Here is a 17729-nt window from a genome sequence, read left to right on the forward strand (position 1 = left end):
CCGGTCCCTCCCGCTCCCCTTCCTCACCCGCCCGCCGACAGGGTCTGGCGGCACGGGAGTCGCCCCGCTAGGTTCACGACGACTGTTGTGAACTCCGGGGAGGGTGTATGCGCAAGGCGTTCAGAGGGGTCCTCTCGCTCGCGGTGCTCATCGGCACGGTGAGCGCGACCGGGGCCACGGCCGGGGCGGCCACCGCCGCGGAACCGGCCGCGATCCGGACCGCGACCAGCGGCGAGAGCGGCACGAACGCGGACATCAAGGACCGCATCCTGGCCATCCCGGGAATGAGCCTGATCGAGGAGAAGCCGTACGCGGGCTACCGCTACTTCGTCCTCTCGTACACCCAGCCGATCGACCACCGGCATCCGTCGAAGGGAACGTTCCAGCAGCGCCTCACCCTGCTGCACAAGGACACGTCCCGCCCGACGGTCTTCTACACCAGCGGCTACAACGTCTCGACGAACCCCGGCCGTTCCGAGCCCACCCGCATCATCGACGGCAACCAGGTCTCCCTGGAGTATCGGTTCTTCACGCCGTCCCGGCCGTCCCCCGCCGACTGGTCCAAGCTCGACATCCAGCAGGCCGCCGACGACCAGCACCGCGTCTTCACCGCGCTCAAGCGGATCTACACCAAGAACTGGCTGACCACCGGCGGCTCCAAGGGCGGCATGACCGCCACGTACTACAAGCGCTTCCACCCCGGGGACATGGACGGCGTGGTCGCGTACGTCGCACCCAACGACGTGGTGAACAAGGAGGATTCGGCCTACGACCGGTTCTTCGCGAACGTGGGCACCAAGGAGTGCCGCGACCGGCTGAACGGGGTGCAGCGCGAGGCGCTGGTCCGCCGCGCGCCGCTGGAGAAGAAGTACCGGCAGTACGCCGCCGCGAACGGCTACACCTTCGACACCACCGGTTCGCTGGACCGGGCCTACGAGGCCGTGGTGATGGACTACGTCTGGTCGTTCTGGCAGTACAGCCTGCTGGCCGACTGCGGCGCCATCCCGGCCGACGCCAAGTCCGCCTCCGACCAGACCATCTGGGACTCGGTCGACTCGATCGCGGGCTTCTCCGCCTACACCGACCAGGGCCTGGAGCAGTACACCCCGTACTACTACCAGGCCGGCACCCAGCTCGGCTCGCCCGACATCGAGCAGCCGTGGCTGGGCGGGCTCAGCCGCTACGGGTACCAGCCGCCGCGCAACTTCGTGCCGCGCTCCATCCCGATGAAGTTCCAGCCATGGGTGATGCGCGACGTCGACACCTGGGTGAAGCACCGCGGCGACCGCATGCTGTACGTCTACGGCCAGAACGACCCGTGGGGCTCCGAGCGCTTCCGGCCGAACACGGGCAGGCGGGACAACTACGTCATGACGGTGCCGGGCGGCAACCACGGCTCCAACGTGGCGCAGCTCGCCGAGAACGACCGGACGGAGGCCACCGCGGCCATCCTGCGCTGGGCCGGTGTCGCGCCGGCCGCGGTGCGGGAGGACGCGGCGCAGGCGAAGCCGCTCGCGAAGTTCGACGCGCGGCTCGACAAGCAGGACGACGTGATGAACGGACACGGGCTGCGCCCGTAGCCGGTTCGCGCACACTGCGCGCACGGTGCATGGCTCGTGGGCGAGGGGAGGGGCCGCGTGCGCTGCGCGGCCCCTCCCTCCGGTCGGGAGCCGGGTCGGGCCCGTACGCTCTCCGGTTCGGGACCGGGTCGGGTCCGTACGCCCTCCGGTCCGAAACCGGGTTCGTCAGTACCGCAGTCCGTGACCGACCGGGTACAGCACCCGCGCCGGGTCGTCCGCGCGCTGCACCGGCACCGGCAGGGTGCCCCGCGGCTTCGCGTGCCCGGCGATCACCCGGGCGGCGGCGCGCAGTTCGACATCGGTCCAGGAGTACGCGGCCAGGCTCGCCGCGAACCCGGTGCCGGTCAGGTGGGCGATGTCGTACGGGTTGCGGATCGCGACCGTGACCACCGGGATCCCGGTCGCCGCGAGGGCGCTCACCAGGGTGCGCTGCGAACTGGTCGCGGACACGTTGTACGTCCCCACGATCACCGCGTCCTTGCCCCGGGCGGCGGCCACCGCCTCGTCGATCTTCGCCCGGGTGGGGGCGGTGCCGGTGGACAACGCGGTCGCCGTGTGGCCGAGTTCGTCGAACGCCTTGGCCAGGGTGGTGGTCGGCGGTCCCGTGGTGCCGGACGGGGAGGCCGGATCGGCGCCGACCACGAGCAGGTTCTTGTGGGAGCGGCGGGAGAGCGGGAGCACCGCGCCGTCGTTGGCCAGCAGCGTCGTGGTCCGCTCGGCGATCCGGTCGGCGGCGGCGAGGTGGGCGCGCGTCCCCACGACCCGGTCCACGTCCTTGCGGCTGACGTAGGGGTCGTCGAACAGGCCGAGCTTCGTCTTGAGCCGCAGGATGCGCAGGATCGATTCGTCGATCCGGGCCTCGTCGAGTTCGCCGCTCCTCACGGCTGCCAGGACGGCGTTCCAGGCGACGGGGAGGTTCGGCGGGTTGAGCAACTGGTCGACGCCCGCCTTCAGGGCGAGGACCGGGACCCGTTCGTCGCCGTACTTGGTCCGTACGCCCTCCATGTCGAGCGCGTCGGTCACCACGACCCCGTCGTAGCCGAGTTCCTCGCGCAGGACGCCGGTGAGGATCGGGCGGGACAGGGTCGCCGGGTCCTCGGACGGGTCCAGCGCGGGGACCACGATGTGCGCGGTCATGATCGAGTCGATGCCCGCGGCGATCGCGGCCCGGAACGGCGGCGCGTCCAGCTCCGTCCACTGCCGCCGGTCGTGGGTGATGACCGGCAGACCGGTGTGGCTGTCGGTGCCGGTGTCGCCATGGCCCGGGAAGTGCTTGGCCGTCGACGCGACGCCGCTGCCCTGATACCCCTTCACCTGGGCGGCGACCATCCCCGCCACGGACTGCGGGTCGGAGCCGAAGGAGCGCACGCCGATCACCGGGTTGGCCGGGCTGACGTTGACGTCGGCGTCCGGGGCGTAGTTCTGGTTGATGCCGAGCGCGGCCAGTTCGGCCCCGGCGATCTGCGCGGCCCGGCGGGTGTCGGAGTGCGAACCGCCCGCGCCCAGCGCCATCGCGCCCGGCATCAGCGTCGCGGGCGCGCCGACCCGGCAGACGATGCCGTGTTCCTGGTCGGTGGCGACGAGGAGGGGCAGGGGAGTGGGTCCGGCGAGCCCGGCGCGCTGGATGCCGTTGGAGAGGTCGGCGATCTGGTGCGGGTCGCGGGTGTTGTGCGCCCAGACGAAGTAGATGATCCCGCCGACGTGGTACTCGGCGATGAGCTCGGCGGCGGTGCGGACACCGATCTCGCGCATGTTGGCGTCGATGTCGGCCTGGTCGGGCGCGGTGGCGGAGTGCCCGTACACCCGCATCACGAAGAGCTGCCCGACCTTCTCCTCCAGGCTCATCCGGGAGATGAGCCGCTTGAGGCGCCTGGTGGTGGCTGCCGACCGGTGGTGCCCGGCAAAGTGCCCGCCGTCGGCGGACCTCGGGGCGGCCGGGGCGGCGGCGGAGGCGGTGGAGGCCCCGCTCGTGATGGCGGCCGCGGCGGTGGCGGCCGCGGTGGCGGTGAGAAGCGTGCGTCTGGAGGTGCGGTGGGGCACGTGAGCTCCTTCGGCCTTGCTCGGGGACGAGGTGAAAGAAACTGCCAAGGAGCACGGATATCCAGAAAATAACTTCCGGTCAAGGGTCCGGACCGTTTTCGGCCCGGGCGGCGGGAGCCGCCTCCCGCTCCCGCCGGGTGCTCCCGCTTCCCGCCGCTCGCTTCCGCCTTCCGCCGGTCGCTCGTGGTCGCCGTCCGGGCCCTGCCGTCGCCCGGGCGCCGTTCGTCAGCCCAGTCCGACCGTCGCCCCTTGAGCCTGGAGCGCCGCCACCGCTGCCGTGATCGCGGGCCGGCGCGCGGCCCCCGTGCGCCACAGCGCGTACAGCCTGCGGACCGGGACCGGGTCGAGCGGCACCGCCACCACGCCCGCTGGCAGGGGCCCCCGGCCCAGCCGGGGGATCATCGCGACCCCGAGCCCGGCGGCGAGCAGGGCCAGCTGGGTGTGGTTCTCCTCCGCCTGGTGCCGGATGTCCGGCTCGTAACCGGCCTCGCGCAGCGTCCGCACGAGCCAGTCGTGGCAGATCCTGCCCGGTGGCTGGCAGATCCACCGCTCCTTGGCCAGCTCCTCGCGCCGCACCGCCTCCCGCCCGGCGAGCGGGTGCCCCTCGGGCACCAGCAGCTCGCACCGGTCGTCACCGATCACCGCCTGCGTCACGCCCTCGGGGGCGGGCAGCGGAGCGATGTCCCAGTCGTGGGCGACCGCGAGGTCGATCACGCCCTTGGCCACCAGGTCGACCGAGAGGTGCGGATCGACCTCGGTCATCCTGACCTCCAGGGCCGGATGGTCCCGTTCCAGCCCGGCCAGCACACCGGGCAGCAGCCCGCGCGCCGCCGACGCGAACGCGCCGATCGACAACCGGCCCGTCGGCAGCCCCCGCCGCTCCTCCAGGGTGGTCTCCGCGTGCTCCACGATCGTGAGCAGCCGCTGGGCCGTCTCGGCGAGGTGGAGCGCCTCCTCGGTCAGCGCGATGCCGCGCCCCCGGCGTTCCAGGAGGGTCGTGCGGGTCTCCCGTTCCAGCTTGGTGATCTGCTGCGAGACCGCCGACGGGGTGTAGCCGAGCGCGGCGGCGGCGCCCGCCACGGAGCCGTGGACGGACACCGCGTGCAGGGCGCGCAGCCGGGACAGGTCGAGCATCGCGGCCTCCGGGGCTCTCGTCGGATCGGCCGGCCCCGGCAGGGTGGCCGGCCTTTGCCGGACCGGGCGGATCGGCCGGGTCGGCCGTCCGCCCGGACCGGCGATTCGTTAGTGTTGCTCAATTCCACCATGAAGAAACCCGCGCTGGTGCTACATGGTCGGCGCGGGCGATCCTCGGTGCATGCGTCCCCTCCACATAGCCCTGGCCGCGCTGGTCGCCGCCGTCTGGGGTGTGAACTTCGTCGTCATCGAGGTCGGCCTCGGGCACTTCCCGCCGCTGCTCTTCTCCGCCCTGCGCTTCCTGGTGGCCGCGCTGCCCGCGGTCTTCTTCGTCGGCCGGCCCAAGGTCGCCTGGAAGTGGATCGTGGGCGTGGGACTGGTCCTCGGGGTGGCGAAGTTCGGGCTGCTCTTCATCGGCATGGACCGCGGCATGCCCGCCGGCCTCTCCTCGCTCGTGCTCCAGGTCCAGGCGGTGTTCACGGCCCTCTTCGCGGCGCTGGCGCTCGGCGAGCGGCCGGGAAGGGTGAGGGTGCTCGGCATGGGCGTGGCGCTCGCGGGCATCGGGGTGGCGGCGGCCGACGAGGGGGCGAGCGGGCCGGTGCTGGCCTTCGCCCTGGTCGTCGCGGCGGCGGCCTGCTGGGGCGTGTCCAATGTGCTGACCCGCAAGGCCGCCCCGCCCGACTCGCTCAACTTCATGGTCTGGGTGTCGACCGTGCCCGTGCTGCCGCTGCTGGGCCTCTCCCTGCTCTTCGAGGGCTGGGACCGCGACGCCGAGGCGCTGGCCGCGCTCGACTGGAGCGGCGCCGGGATCATCGTCTACGTCGCCTGGATCACCACCGTGTTCGGCTTCGGCGCCTGGGGCTATCTGCTGCGCCGGCACCCGGCGTCGTCGGTGGCCCCGTTCACCCTGCTGGTTCCCGTCTTCGGGATGTCCGCGGCCGCGCTGCTGCTGGGCGAGTCGGTCGGCCCCCTGCGGTGGTGCGCGGCGGCGCTCCTGGTGGGCGGAGTGGCGCTGGCCTCGCTCGCGGGGACGCGGCGGGGCCGTACGGCGGTCCCGGAGTCGGATCCGGCGGTGGACGCGGGGCAGGCGCAGGCGCCGAAGGCAGCGGACGCGGGGGCGACTTCGGGTTTGACTCCGACTCCGACTCCGACTCCGGGGCCGGGGCAGATGGCGGGCGCGGGGTCGGACGGCCTCCGTCCCTGACGGGGCATGCGGCTGCGCGCGCGTGCGCACCCGGCCGGGGCGGCCACGCGCCCGTCTTCGACCGCCCCGTCGCGGGAGCCGTGGAGGCGCCCGCCCTCCCGCATGGGACGGCAGGCCGCGGCGCCTGCGGGGCGGCCGGCGCCGCCGGTCGTGATCCTGCGGCGCCGCACTGGTGTGAAACCGCCGCTGACGTGCGATGATGTACGAAATCCCTTACCCAGCAGCGAGGTTGGGGCGTCAACGCATGTACAGGAGGAGGGTTGGTGAACGACACCAGGAAGGACGTTCGCAAGATCGAGGTGGCGCTGAAGTGGGCGCCGAGCCCCTTCGGCGAGCCGGCCAGCCACCTCGACATCGTCGCTGCGACCTACCTGGCGGCTGCCCCGTACGGAGACCCCTCCTACATAGTGCACTGGGACAGCCGCTCCCCGGACGGCACCATCTACCTCAACCGGGACAGCAAAGACGGCAAGGGCCTGGGCTGGGACGAGGTCATGACGCTGGAGCTCGACCGTCTCGACAGCCGGTACGCGCGTGTGGTCGTCGGCGTCGTCATCCACCAGAAGGCCTGCCGCAGAACGTTCGCCGGCGTGCTCAGCCGCGGCCTGCGCCTGCGCGAGGGCTACACCGTCCTGGCGGAGGACGACTTCGGCGGGGTCCTGGAGGCGACGGCGGCGACGGTCGGCGAGTTCGTACGGGACGACTCCGGGGCGTGGACCTTCTGCCCGGGCGTCCGCGGATACGACGAGGAGCCGGAAGCCTTCACCAGGATCATGGGCGGCGCCCCCCAGTCGTGAAACCGGGCCGACGGCCGATCCCATGCCCCGCCGCCCGGCCGGACGGAGAGCCGGGCCGAGCCGCCCGTCAGCCCGTGTGATGCCCTGGTGCCGTGATCACACCGGGCCCCGTAGCCGTGCTCGCGGTGCCGGGACAGGGCCTAACACCCCGCCGCGGCCAGGCGCAGCAGGTGGTCCCGCCCGGCGGCCAGCAGGGCCGGGAGCTCGGCCGCCGCGGGGTGCCAGCGCTTCTCGTACTCCCAGCACACCCAGCCGTCCCAGGCGTCGCCGCCCAGGGCGGCCAGGCAGGGGCCGAGCGGCAGGGCGCCGGCGCCGAGCGGAAGCGGGGTCAGGTCGTCGGGCGAGGCGACGTCCTTCACCTGGACGTAGCCCAGGTACGGGGCCAGCACGGCGTGGGTCGCGGCCGGGGACTCGTCGGCCAGCCAGGTGTGCATGACGTCCCACAGCGCGCCGATGTGGCGGTGCCCGACCGTTCCCACGACCCGGGCCGCGTCGGCGCCCGCGCGGTGCGAGTCATGGGTTTCGAGCAGGACGCGTACGTCCAGGTCGGCGGCGCGCGGCGCGGCGGCGGCCAGCCTCCGGGCGGCCGTCGCGTCGGCGGTCGCGGGGTCCTGGCCGCCGCCGCCCGGGAAGACGCGGACGTTGCTCGCGCCCAGGTCGTGGGCCAGCTCGACCAGTTCGGCGATCTCGGCCAGCACCGGGGCGTCGTCGCCCTCGGCCGCGACCCGGGCGTATCCCGCGACGGTCAGGATCTCGACGCCGCCCTCGGCGAACTCCTCGACGACGGCGGCGCGTTCGGACGCCGAGAGGCCGAGGTGGACCGGCTCCTCCGGGTGGGCGCGCAACTCCACGCCCTGGTAGCCGTGTTCGGCGGCGAGCCGGACCACGTCGGCCATCGGCATGCCGGGCACCCCGAGGGTCGAGAAAGCGAGCTTCACTGAGCGGTCCTTCCGTCGTCGCCGTTCGCCGCCGCTCCGCCGGGCTCCCGGTGGCTCGGCGCAGCTCCCGTCGGAGGCTCAGCACGGCTCCCGGAGCAGCTGCTCCAGACTACCCAGCAGCCGCAGCGCGTCCGCCCGCTGACGGGGGTCCAGCCGGCCGCCCGCGCCCGGCGTCCCGCCATCGGCCGGGGCGTACGCCACCACCCGCAGCGCCGCGGCGGCCTGCCGGGCGAACATCGCCAGCAGGTCCAGCTCCCGCAGGTCCGTACGGGCGCACGGCGACGGGTCCAGCACCTCCAGCACGCCCAGCACCCGGCCGTCGCTGATCAGCGGGGCCGCCATCAGCGCGTTCGGGACGTACTCGGTGGACTCGGCGAGCGACCGGTCGAAGGACGGGTCGGTGGTGAGGTCGTCCACCACCATCGGCTCGCCGGAGGTCGCCACCCAGCCCGCGATCCCGCGCCCGGCCGGGAAACGGCGGCCCACCAGGAACTCCTCGCCCTCGCCGGAGACCGCCTGGAACACCAGCTCGTCCGCCTCCTCGTCCAGCAGGAAGACCGAGCTCGCCGCCGCGCCGAAGATCGCCCGCGCCACGTCGACGACGGACTGGAGGAGTTCGCGCCGGGCCGCGGCCACCGCCGGGAGCGCCTCCCGGGCCGTTCCCGGGATCGTCGACGCCATGGACGTCACGGATGTCACGGACGCTGATTCGGTACCTGGAGTCATCAGACCTCTCCTGCCGGATCGGAGGGCCGCGGGCCGAACCGCACGTTCGCCGCGGAGAGATAGAGGGCGTTCTTGAGCTGGAAGGCCGTCATCCGGGGGTGCGCCGACAGAAGACGCGCGCACAGCCCGCTGATGTACGGGGTCGCGAAGCTGTTCCCGGTGGTACGGATCGACGTGCCGCCCAGCCAGGGCACCCGCACGTTCTGGCCTGGGGCGAAGAACTCCACCGGCGGGTCGGGGTTGTAGAGGTGGAGTTCCGGGTCGTCCTCCTGGTGGCTGCCCACCGAGATCACCGAGGCGAACCGCCACGGATAGCTCTCCACCGGGCTGTTGTGCGCCGACGCGACGACGACCGTGCGGTTGAAGTAGGCGTGGTCGGCCAGCGCGTGCAGCGCCTCCGCGAACCGGACCCGGGTGGTGGACAGCGACAGGTTCACCACGTCGAAGCCCTGCTCGACCGCCCACCGCAGACCCGCGAGCAGCACGTCCCCGGTGCCGGAGAACCGTTCCCCCAGCACGCGCACGCTGTACAGCTCGCACTCCGGGGCGGTCCGGCGGATGATGCCCGCGCACGCGGTGCCGTGCCCGCAGGTGTCCCCGGTGTCGGTCTCCCTGACCTCGGTGTCTCCGGTCTCCGGGTCCTTGACCACCACCCAGGAACCGGCGACCGGCCCCACCCCAGGGTGGTCGCGCTCGACCCCGGAGTCCACCACGCAGACCCGTACGCCCCGGCCGGCGCCCGGCACGGGGACGCCGTCGCCACCGCCGTCGCCGGGCCGCGGGCCGGGGTCGGCGCGCACCAGCACGTCGTCGGGGCCGCGCCCCCGCAGGCTCCAGGTCAGCCCCGCGGCGGGCGCGGGGACGAGCGCGGGGGCCGGGCGCGGTGCGGGCGCCCGTCCCGGTCCCGGGCCGGGGGCCGTCTCCGTGGTCGCCATCCTCAGCTCCTCTCCGTCGTGGCCGCCACCGGTGCGGCGGCGAGCCGCGCGGCCCACCGTTCGCCCGGCAGATGTCCCTTCTCCGCGAACCGCTCCCCGGCCTCCCGCGCCGCCGCTGCCGCCCCCCGCGGGTCGCCCAGCAGCGCCAGCGTCCGCGCCCGGTCCAGCGACGCGGTGGCCCGTACCAGCGGCGAGTCGGTGAGCAGGGCGTCCCGCACCGCGCGGTCCGCGTGGCGCAGGGCCGCGTCCCGCTCCCCGGCCTGTGCCGCCAGCCGGGCGCGCAGTCCCGCCAGGTCCACCCGGTCCGCCTGCGGCAGGGACTCGGGCGCCCCGATCCCTTCGAGCCATGGACCGGTGTCGTCCGTCCGGCCGTCGTCCAGCAGCAGCCGGGCCGCCTCCAGCGCGACGGCCGGGCGCATGGACCGGGCCCCGGCGCGGGCCGCCGCGCGGTCGGCGCGGACGAGCAGGCTCAGGGCCCGTTCGGTGTGCCCGAGCAGCGCCTCGACTGTCGCGCGGAACACCGGAAGGAAGACCTCCGCCTCCGCGTAGCCCAGGTCCTCGGCCAGTTGTTCCGCCTCGGCCAGGCACTCCCCGGCCCGGTCCGCCCGGCCGCGCAGCGCGTGGAGCACGGCCAGCGGGCAGTTCAGCGTGGTTCGCACGGCGGGACGGCCCGCGCCGTGCGCGGCCAGCAGGTCCCGGCAGCGCGCCACCGCGACCGGCACCGGCTCCGGGCCCCGCCACAGCGAGATCCCGATGGCGCCGAGCGCCGCCGCCCGCTCCGGTTCCGCCTCGGCCCGCACCGCGTGGTCCAGGGCCAGCGTCAGATCGCGGTCGGCCTCCTCGTGCCGTCCGGACCGTTGCAGCTGCTGGGCCAGCCGCAGCCGGGCCCGCGCCTGCCCGACCCAGTCCCCGGCGGACTCGAAGAGCGGGAGCGCCGCACGGGCGGCCGAGAACACGCTCATCGCGGCCGGGTCCAGCGACGCCAGCGCGAGCCGGGCGTGCGCGGCCTCCACCGGGGCGGTCCGGGCGGCCAGGACCTGCCGCAACAGGCGCTCCCCGTCCTCGGGATGACCGAGCGCCAGCCGTACCTCGCCCAGCCGCCGAAGCGCCGGCGCGGCGGCGGGGTCGCCCGGCGGATGCAGGTCCACCGCCCGCCGCAGCAGCCCCTGCGCCCAGTGCAGATCGGAACGGGCCAGCGCCTGCGCACCCGCCGAGGCGAGCGCGGCGGCGGCCCGGACCCGCAGCGCGTCGGCCCGGCCGTCGGCCATGCCGAGCTCGGCGCGGTACCGGTACGCCCGCTCCAGGTGCCCGCCGACCGCCGCCTCGCCCGCCGCCGTCACACTGGGCAGCTCCGCCGCCCAGGCGTGCCGTTCCGCCTTGGCCCGCTTGGACATCGAGGCGTACGCGACCTCCTGCACGAGTCCGCTGCTGAACCGGTGCCGGCCCGCGTCCGGACCGCCGCCCGGCACGGTCTCCACGAGGCGACGGCGGCGCAGCCGGGTCAGCGCCCGGGCCACCTGGGCCCGGTCGTCGTCCCGCCCGTCCTGCCCGTTCCGCCTGTCCTGGGCGTCCCGCCCGTCCTGGCCGTCCTGCCCGTCGCGCCCGAAGCCGTCGTCGGGGAGGCGGGGGCCGGGGCCGCCGCCCGGGGCCGGCAGGCCGTACCGGTCCAGGGCCTCCGCCTCGCGTGCGGCCCGGGTCAGCCGGACGAGTTCCGGCGCGGTGAAGTCCCGTCCGAGGACCGCGGCCAGGTCGAGGGTGGTGCGTTCGGTCCGCTCCAGCGCGCCGATCCGGGCGCCGAGCAACGCCTGGAGGGTGGGCGGCAGCGCCGGTTCGCCGGGGGTGCGCGGATCCGGCCGACGCCGTCGCCGCGATCGGTCCGCGGGTGCGGGGCGGTCCGCGGAGGCCGGGCGGGACGGATGGGGCGTCCGGGCGGTGCGGTCGGGGCCGGCCGCGATCAGCAGCTGTTCCAGGTACAGCGGGTTGCCCTCGGCGCGATCGTACAGGTCGCCGTCGTACAGGTCCCCGTCGGCCGATTTCCCGTCGTGCGAGTCGTGGACGGGCTGGTCGTGGACGGGCTGGTCGTGCCCGTCCGGGCCGTCGGCGGCCGGTGCGGTCAGGCCGGTCAGGGCGTGCACCAGCCGGGCCGCCTCGGTACGGGACAGGCCGGACAGCGGGAGGAGCTGTGCAGGGTGGGCGGGGTGCTCGGTGGCGGGCGGGGGCCCGTCCGGGCGGCCCGGGCAGACCATGAGCACGCCCGCCCGGCCGAGCGGCCCGGCCAGCCGGTCCACCGTCCGGACCAGCAGCGGCTCGGCCCAGTGCCAGTCGTCGACGACCAGCACCACGGGGAGCCGTCCCGCGGCCCGGCCCAGCACGGTGATCAGCGCGGCGCACATGTCCTCGAACGGGGCGTTGGGCGTGCCGTCGTACAGCAGACCGCCGCGCAGCACCGCCCGCGCGTCCGCCACCGCGGCCCCCGCCCGCCCGGCCGCCGCGTCCAGGGTCTCCCGGGCGTCGGGGGAGCCCAGGACCTCCCGTACCGCGTCGGCCAGCGGCGTCAGGGTGCCGTGGTCGCCGTAGCTGCGGCAGCGGCCGGTGCCGGCCACCGGCCGGCCGGGTCCGGCGAGCCCGGAAAGCCACTCGCGGACCAGCCGGGTCTTGCCGATCCCGGCGTCACCGACCAGCCGCACCAGCCCCGGGCCCGCGCCCCGGGCCGTCCGGTCCAGGGCCTCGTCCAGCGCCGCCCGCTCCGGGGACCGGCCGATGAACGGCACGTCGAAGCGGCGCAGCAGCTCGGGGTCGTCGGCGCCGAGCGCGATCAGCCGGTACGCCCGGACCGGGTCGCTCTTGCCCTTGAGAGCCAGGAGACCGGCCTCCTCGACGACCACGGTCGGCCCGGCCGCCTCCAGGGTCTGCGGACCGATGAGGATCTCCCCGGTGGCGGCGTTCTGCTCCAACCGGGCGGCCACGTTCACGGTCTCGCCGGAGATCAGCGCCTGCCGGGCGCCGGCGTCCGAACCCGCCACCACCGTCCCGGTGTTGACGCCGATCCGGACGCTGAGCCGGATGCCCAGCGCGGCCTCCAGCTCGATGTTGAGATCGGCCAGCGCCTCGCGCATGCCGAGCGCCGCGGCCAGCGCCCGCCGGGCGTCGTCCTCGCGCATCACCGGCACCCCGAACACCGCCATCACGGCATCGCCGATGAACTTCTCCGGGGTGCCGCCGTGCGCCTCGATCCGCTCGCTCATGACGGCGAAATAGCGCAGGGTCACGGTCCGCAGGGTCTCCGGGTCGAGCCGCCCGGACAACGCCGTCGAGCCCACCAGATCGCAGAAGACCGCGGTGACCAGCTTGCGTTCGTCCTCCGGCGCCGCGGCCGCGGGGGCGGGGCACGGGGTGCCGCAGGACGGGCAGAACCGTGCGCCGGCGGGCAGCTCGTGCCGGCACGAGACGCAGTTCATCGGCGCTTCCTCTCCGCTCATCGGCGCTTCCTCTCCGTTCGTCCGCTCGCCGGGGCCGATCCGTTCGTCCGCTCGCCGGGGTCGGCCCGTTCGCCCGGGGCCGCCGGTGCCGGTGCGCGCCCGGCCCGGCGGCGGTTCGAAGACAGGTCCTAGAACAAAGCGCCGCCCGCGATCTCGCCGTGCGCCTGCACCTCGGGGCCGACGGCGTCCAGCCGGGTCTTGATGTCGAGCAGCACGGCGAGTTCCTCCGGCGCCAACTCGTCCAGGACCTGGCGCTGTTCATCGGTGAGCAGATCGACGGCGAAGCCGGCTCCGTACAGCACGGCGAGCCGGTCCGGTGGTTCGGTCATGACGGGCCTCCCAACGAGACGGACCGTCCGGCCCCCCGCACCGGACGGTCCGGTGCGGTGCGCCCGAGCCGGACGAACAACTGGGTGAGCGCGTCGGTGGTGTGCAGGGCGCTGACGGCGACCGCCGCCTCCTGCCCCCGGGTCAGCGGCAACCGGTCGAGCAGCGCGTACAGCCCGGCGCAGTGGCCGCCGTCGAGATGCGCGTGCTCGTGCACGGTACGGAAGGCCGGCGCGGGCAGCCCGGTCATCCGGGCCAGCCGGGGCGCGAGCCCGGGGGCCGGGGCGTGGCCCTCCAGCACGGCGATGTAACCGAGCAGCGCCACCGGGTGGTGGTGCTCGATCCAGTAGTACTGGGCGCCCGCCAGGGAGGCGACCAGCGGATCGGGTATCCGCTCCACCGCGTCCCGGGGGTCGCCGCCCGCGGCGGCCAGATCCTCCAGCAGCCAGGCGTCGTGCTCCGCCTCCTCCCGGATGTGGCCGTCCAGATGGGCGGCCAGCGGCGCGCCCAGCGGGTCGCCGTACCGCCCCAGCAGCGCGGCCCGTTCGGCGGCCCGTTCCATCAGCGGCACGGACGCCCGGATCACGGCGTGCATGGTGCGCAGATACGCCCGATAGCGGGGCAACAGACCTTGCGGGAGCCAGAGTGCGGCGATCGCGGCTCGTAACGACGGTTCGCAGAAGGAGAGTTTGACCCGCAGCCGCTCGGAGGGCGGAAGCCCGCGCCCGCCGCCGCGCGCCATCGGCACGTGCGCGGCGGCGGGCGGGGCGGTCTCCCGGACGGTCCCGGACGGCTGCGGGGGATCGGCGGGCCCGGCGAACGCGACGGGGCCGGCGGGGGAGCGGTTCATGTCCGGACGCCTCCCGCCACGGGATACGGGGCCGGCCCGCCCGCCGGGCGCGGGGCCGGGCCCGTGGTACGGCCGCCGGACGGGCGCGCGGTGTGCTCGTCGGCCGGGCTCGGGGCGCGGTCGCCGGACGGGCGTGCCGCCGGGCGGGCGACCGGGCGCGGGGCGCGGCTGTCGGCCTGAGCCGTCACCAGATCCGCGTACGCGGCGCAGCCGTGACGCCGTACCAGCGCCACCGGGCCCGCGTCGTGCTGGCGCCGGGCCGCGGTCAGGTCGAGCAGCGCGCCCGCCGCCCCCGACGCCAGGGCCTCGGCCGCCGCGACCAGCTCCGGCCGTTCGCCCAGCGCCCGGCAGTCCCCGCAGTAGGAACCGGCTGGGGCGTCCGGCGACCAGCGCCGCCGCAGATGGGCCGGGCCGACCGTGCGGACCAGCCGCAGCAGCGGCGACCCGAGCGCCCGCGCGCGCACGGTGGCCCAGTCGTCCCGCGCGACATGGCCCAGCCGCAGATGGGGCGGGACGGGACGGCGGTCCACGACGTCCTGGTTGCAGCAGGCCAGGACCGTCCCGTCGAAGCCGACCACCGGCCAGGCGGCCATCGCGCACGGCAGCGCCGCCGCGCCGTCCGCCACCGCACGGGCCGGGCGGGCCCAGGACGCCGCCCGGCCGAACGGCCGCACCTCGTTGACCAGGCACGGCACCGTCCCGCCGAAGGTCCGGCCGATGTCCGCGGTGACGTCGGCGAGGTAGTCGTCGTCCTCCCCGGTCCCGGTGAGGTGGAAGCTGACCGCCACCCCCAGCTCGCGGATCTCGCGCACCGCCCGGAACACCGCGGCCCGCGGCACCTCCCGCTCGTGCGGCAGGTCGAGGCTGGCGGAGAAGTGGTCGAGCGTCCGCACCGCCCGCAGCACCGGCGCCGGGAGCCCGCCCGACCGGGCGAAGAACATCCCGCTGAGCAGCGCGGTCCGGGTGCCGGCGGCGCGCGCGGCACGGGCGAGCGCGCTCACCAGGCGCGGGCGCAGTAGCGGTTCGCCACCGGTCAGCATCATCACCTCCGGCCGGTCGGCGGCGGTGAACGAGGAGACGAACCGTTCCAGCGCCGCCGCCCCCGGCTCCTCGCGGACCTCCGGCGCGGAGCCGGTGGAGCAGTGGGCGCAGCGCAGCGGACAGCGTCGGGTGAGGGTGATCAGCACGCCTCCGGCCGGGACCGGCCGCAGTCCGATGAGTTCGGCGAGCTCCATCCGGCCGTCTCCTTCGGGCGTAGGGGGGGCGCGGCGGGCGGCCGCCGTGCGCGTGTGTCGTGCGCCGACGGCGCGGACGCCGCGGGTACAGCGTCCGGCGGGACGGTTCGGTGCGGGTTCGGTCCCGGTTCGGTACGGCTTCGACGGCGGTCCGGGGCCGGTACGCCCCCGGTATGGCCGCAGGCCGGACGGGGTCCGGCGGCCCGCCGGCCGGCCCTCCGCGCGGGCCGCCGATCGTGCCCGCCGTACCGCCGGCCGCTCGCGCCGCTCCGTCGACCCCCGGTGAACAGCCGCGATACCGGCCCCATACTCGCGTCGAGCCGTTTGCCAGGCCCGGCCTCCTAGCTTTCTGGTCAGCGGCGGGCACCGGCCGGCCGCACCGGAAGAACCGGGCCTCGCCCGGGACGACCGGAGACGACCGCGATAGACGAGTGGACGGAGACCACCATGTCCGAGAACACCAAGCCCGTCGCCGACGACAACAACGAGACCCCCGAGGTCGAGGCGCACTCCGTGCTGGACCTCCAGGACACGGCCGTGGCCCACGAGCGCGAGCTCGACGGCAGCTGCGTCAGCACCGTGAGCCTCGTCCTGTCCGAGCAGTAAGGCTGACGACCGGGCCGCGGCGCCATCCCGGGGAGGAGACGTCTCCCCCGGTGGCGCCCGGCCGGCCGAATCGGGGCGGCTCCGTGGCCACGGAGACCGCCCCGCCTCGATTTCCCGGGCCGGACCGCGTGGCGGGCCCGCTCCCGGCCGCGTCGCCGCCCGGTTCCGCCTCCAGCGCCGCGTCGCCGTCCTGGCGTCGTATCCGCGCACGTCGTATCCGGGCGTCGTATCCGGGCGCGTCGTCGTCCGGTTCCGCTTCCGGGCGCGTCGTCGTCCGGTTCCGCTTCTGGGCGCGTCGTCGTCCGGTTCCGCTTCCGGGCGCGTCGTCGTCCGGTCCCGTTCCCGGCCGCGTCGCCGTTCGGGCGCCGTACCCGCCCCGGCGGCCCGCCGTGCCCGTGCCCTGTCCCCGAATCACCGACCGGGAGCCGACCATGGCCGCCTCGCTTCGAACCAACCGGGACTTCCGACTGCTGTGGATGAGCGGCCTGTTCGCCGTTCTCGGCACCCAGATGACCGCGCTGGCCCTGCCGCTCCTCGTACTCCGTGAGACCGGATCGGCCGTCCAGGCCGGCGCGATCAGCACGGTGTCCGTCACCGCGGTCCTGATCACCATGCTTCCCGGCGGGGTGATGGCCGACCGGGTGGAGCGCCGCCGGCTGATGCGCCTGTGCGACCTCGGCAGCTTCTGCGTCGTCGGCGCCCTGGTCGTGGCGGTGTGGTCCGGACACGCCCCGCTGCCCCTGGTGCTGCTGGTCGCGGGCGCGGGCGCCGTCATCGGCAGCCTCTACGGGCCCGCCGCCTTCGGGCTGATGCGCAGCGTCGTGCCCCCCGAGGACATGGGGACCGCGACCGCCCGCCTCCAGGCCCGCACCGCCACCGCGCGACTGGTGGGGCCGATGGTCGGCGGCGCCCTGTTCGGCCTGCACCCGGTCCTGCCGTTCCTCGCCGAGGCCGTCGGACTGCTGCTGTCCACGATCTGCGTGGCCCTGGTGCGCACCCGGTCCAGGTCCGAAGCCAGGGCCGGATCGGCCTTCAGCAGGGCCGAGTTGACCGCCGGGCTCTCCTTCCTGTGGCGGCAGCCCTATCTGCGGACCGTGCTCCTGGTCTTCGGACTGGGCATGAACTTCGCCTTCGGCGCCCTCACGTTCACCGCGCTGACCGTCTTCTCGGGCGGCGGACGGTCCGGGCTCGGCGGCGGCACCGTGGTCACCTTCATCTCGGTCGGGGCCCTCGCCGGCGCGCTCCTGGCCCCCCGACTGCGCCCCGAACGCCACACCTGGGCGCTGATCGCCGCCACTTGCTGGTTCTGCGTGGCCAGTGCCCTCGCCATGGCCTGGATCCGGGTCCCGTTGTTCGCCGGGCTGCTCTGCGCCGCCTGCATGTGCCTGTCGACGGTCGCCAGCATCGGCTTCCTCTCCACGCTGCTGGCCGTCACCCCCGGCGACCGGGTGGGCAGGGTGCAGAGCGCCGCCGGGTTCCTCTCCTCGCTGGTCCAGCCGTTCGGGCCGCTGGCCGGGGGCGTGCTCCTCACCGCCGTCGGCGGCCGGGGCACCTTCGGGGCGATCGCCGCGGTCCTCGCCGTGTCCGCCGCCGTGGTCACGTTCGCCCCGTCCGCCCGGCCCGCCCCGGCCGCGGCCCCGTCCGGGCCGGAGCCCTCAGGGGCCTTTGACCCCGCCGCACCGGCCGGATCCGAAGCGCCGGCCGGGTCCGCCACGCGGGTCGGGCCCGCCGCCCCGGCCGTACCGGTCGGGGACGCCGCCCGTCCGTACGAGGCCCGTGCGGACGAGGTGTGCGCGCACGGGGAGCGTGCGGACGAGCCCCGCGCGGACGAGAGCCCCGCGCACCGCACCGGGGCCGGCGGCCCCCGCCCCTGACCAC

14 protein-coding genes are annotated in these 17729 nt (G+C 75.2%); 5 read left to right on the plus strand and 9 right to left on the minus strand.

Features of this window, described 5'->3' with window-relative positions; translation table 11 throughout:
* The first annotated feature begins 107 nt into the window (after positions 1 to 107).
* Positions 108 to 1580 carry a S28 family serine protease gene (locus WA762_RS17535; protein WP_335936703.1) on the plus strand — a complete coding sequence of 491 codons (1473 nt, stop codon included), beginning with the start codon at positions 108 to 110 and terminating at the stop codon, positions 1578 to 1580.
* A gap of 165 nt (positions 1581 to 1745) precedes the next feature.
* On the opposite strand, the gene WA762_RS17540 is transcribed toward WA762_RS17535, so the two are convergent.
* A complete protein-coding gene (locus WA762_RS17540) occupies positions 1746 to 3620 on the minus strand; it encodes a glycoside hydrolase family 3 protein (RefSeq protein WP_335936704.1) in 1875 nt (624 codons plus the stop codon).
* Between the two features lie 225 nt (positions 3621 to 3845).
* Positions 3846 to 4754 (minus strand): LysR family transcriptional regulator, encoded by a 909-nt coding sequence (locus WA762_RS17545; RefSeq protein WP_335936706.1) that lies wholly within the window; start codon positions 4752 to 4754, stop codon positions 3846 to 3848.
* Between the two features lie 181 nt (positions 4755 to 4935).
* On the opposite strand from WA762_RS17545, the gene WA762_RS17550 reads away from it, so the two are divergent.
* Both WA762_RS17550 and WA762_RS17555 read left to right on the plus strand, forming a co-directional pair.
* The gene (locus WA762_RS17550; protein WP_335936707.1) at positions 4936 to 5958 is read left to right on the plus strand and encodes an EamA family transporter; all 1023 of its coding nucleotides are present in this window, start codon (positions 4936 to 4938) and stop codon (positions 5956 to 5958) included.
* A gap of 263 nt (positions 5959 to 6221) precedes the next feature.
* On the plus strand, positions 6222 to 6755 hold the full coding sequence (locus WA762_RS17555; protein WP_335936708.1) for a TerD family protein: 534 nt from the start codon (positions 6222 to 6224) through the stop codon (positions 6753 to 6755).
* Between the two features lie 140 nt (positions 6756 to 6895).
* Here the strand turns inward: WA762_RS17555 and WA762_RS17560 are convergent, their stop codons facing one another.
* From WA762_RS17560 to WA762_RS17590, 7 genes are all read right to left on the minus strand, one after another.
* Positions 6896 to 7693: a sugar phosphate isomerase/epimerase family protein gene (locus WA762_RS17560; RefSeq protein WP_335936709.1), complete on the minus strand. Its 798-nt coding sequence runs from the start codon at positions 7691 to 7693 to the stop codon at positions 6896 to 6898.
* Between the two features lie 78 nt (positions 7694 to 7771).
* Entirely contained in the window at positions 7772 to 8374 is a 603-nt protein-coding gene (locus WA762_RS17565; protein WP_335936748.1) for a GAF domain-containing protein, read from the minus strand.
* Between the two features lie 44 nt (positions 8375 to 8418).
* Positions 8419 to 9354 (minus strand): S8 family peptidase, encoded by a 936-nt coding sequence (locus WA762_RS17570; RefSeq protein WP_335936710.1) that lies wholly within the window; start codon positions 9352 to 9354, stop codon positions 8419 to 8421.
* 2 nt (positions 9355 to 9356) lie between these two features.
* Complete coding sequence (locus WA762_RS17575) at positions 9357 to 12812, minus strand: adenylate/guanylate cyclase domain-containing protein (RefSeq protein WP_335936750.1); 3456 nt, start codon at positions 12810 to 12812, stop codon at positions 9357 to 9359.
* A gap of 149 nt (positions 12813 to 12961) precedes the next feature.
* Complete coding sequence (locus WA762_RS17580; RefSeq protein WP_335936711.1) at positions 12962 to 13162, minus strand: aroma-sacti cluster domain-containing protein; 201 nt, start codon at positions 13160 to 13162, stop codon at positions 12962 to 12964.
* Positions 13159 to 13902 (minus strand): iron-containing redox enzyme family protein, encoded by a 744-nt coding sequence (locus WA762_RS17585; RefSeq protein ID WP_335936752.1) that lies wholly within the window; start codon positions 13900 to 13902, stop codon positions 13159 to 13161. Before WA762_RS17585 ends, WA762_RS17580 begins: the two co-directional genes overlap by 4 nt.
* 104 nt (positions 13903 to 14006) lie before the next feature.
* Positions 14007 to 15245 carry a radical SAM protein gene (locus tag WA762_RS17590; RefSeq protein ID WP_335936712.1) on the minus strand — a complete coding sequence of 413 codons (1239 nt, stop codon included), beginning with the start codon at positions 15243 to 15245 and terminating at the stop codon, positions 14007 to 14009.
* A gap of 447 nt (positions 15246 to 15692) precedes the next feature.
* Here WA762_RS17590 and WA762_RS17595 point away from each other — a divergent pair, with 447 nt between their 5' ends.
* Entirely contained in the window at positions 15693 to 15851 is a 159-nt protein-coding gene (locus tag WA762_RS17595; protein WP_335936713.1) for a hypothetical protein, read from the plus strand.
* Between the two features lie 431 nt (positions 15852 to 16282).
* Complete coding sequence (locus WA762_RS17600; RefSeq protein WP_335936714.1) at positions 16283 to 17725, plus strand: MFS transporter; 1443 nt, start codon at positions 16283 to 16285, stop codon at positions 17723 to 17725.
* Positions 17726 to 17729: the final 4 nt, after the last annotated feature.

This window comes from Streptomyces tyrfis (genome assembly GCF_037034285.1).
Classification (GTDB): domain Bacteria; phylum Actinomycetota; class Actinomycetes; order Streptomycetales; family Streptomycetaceae; genus Streptomyces.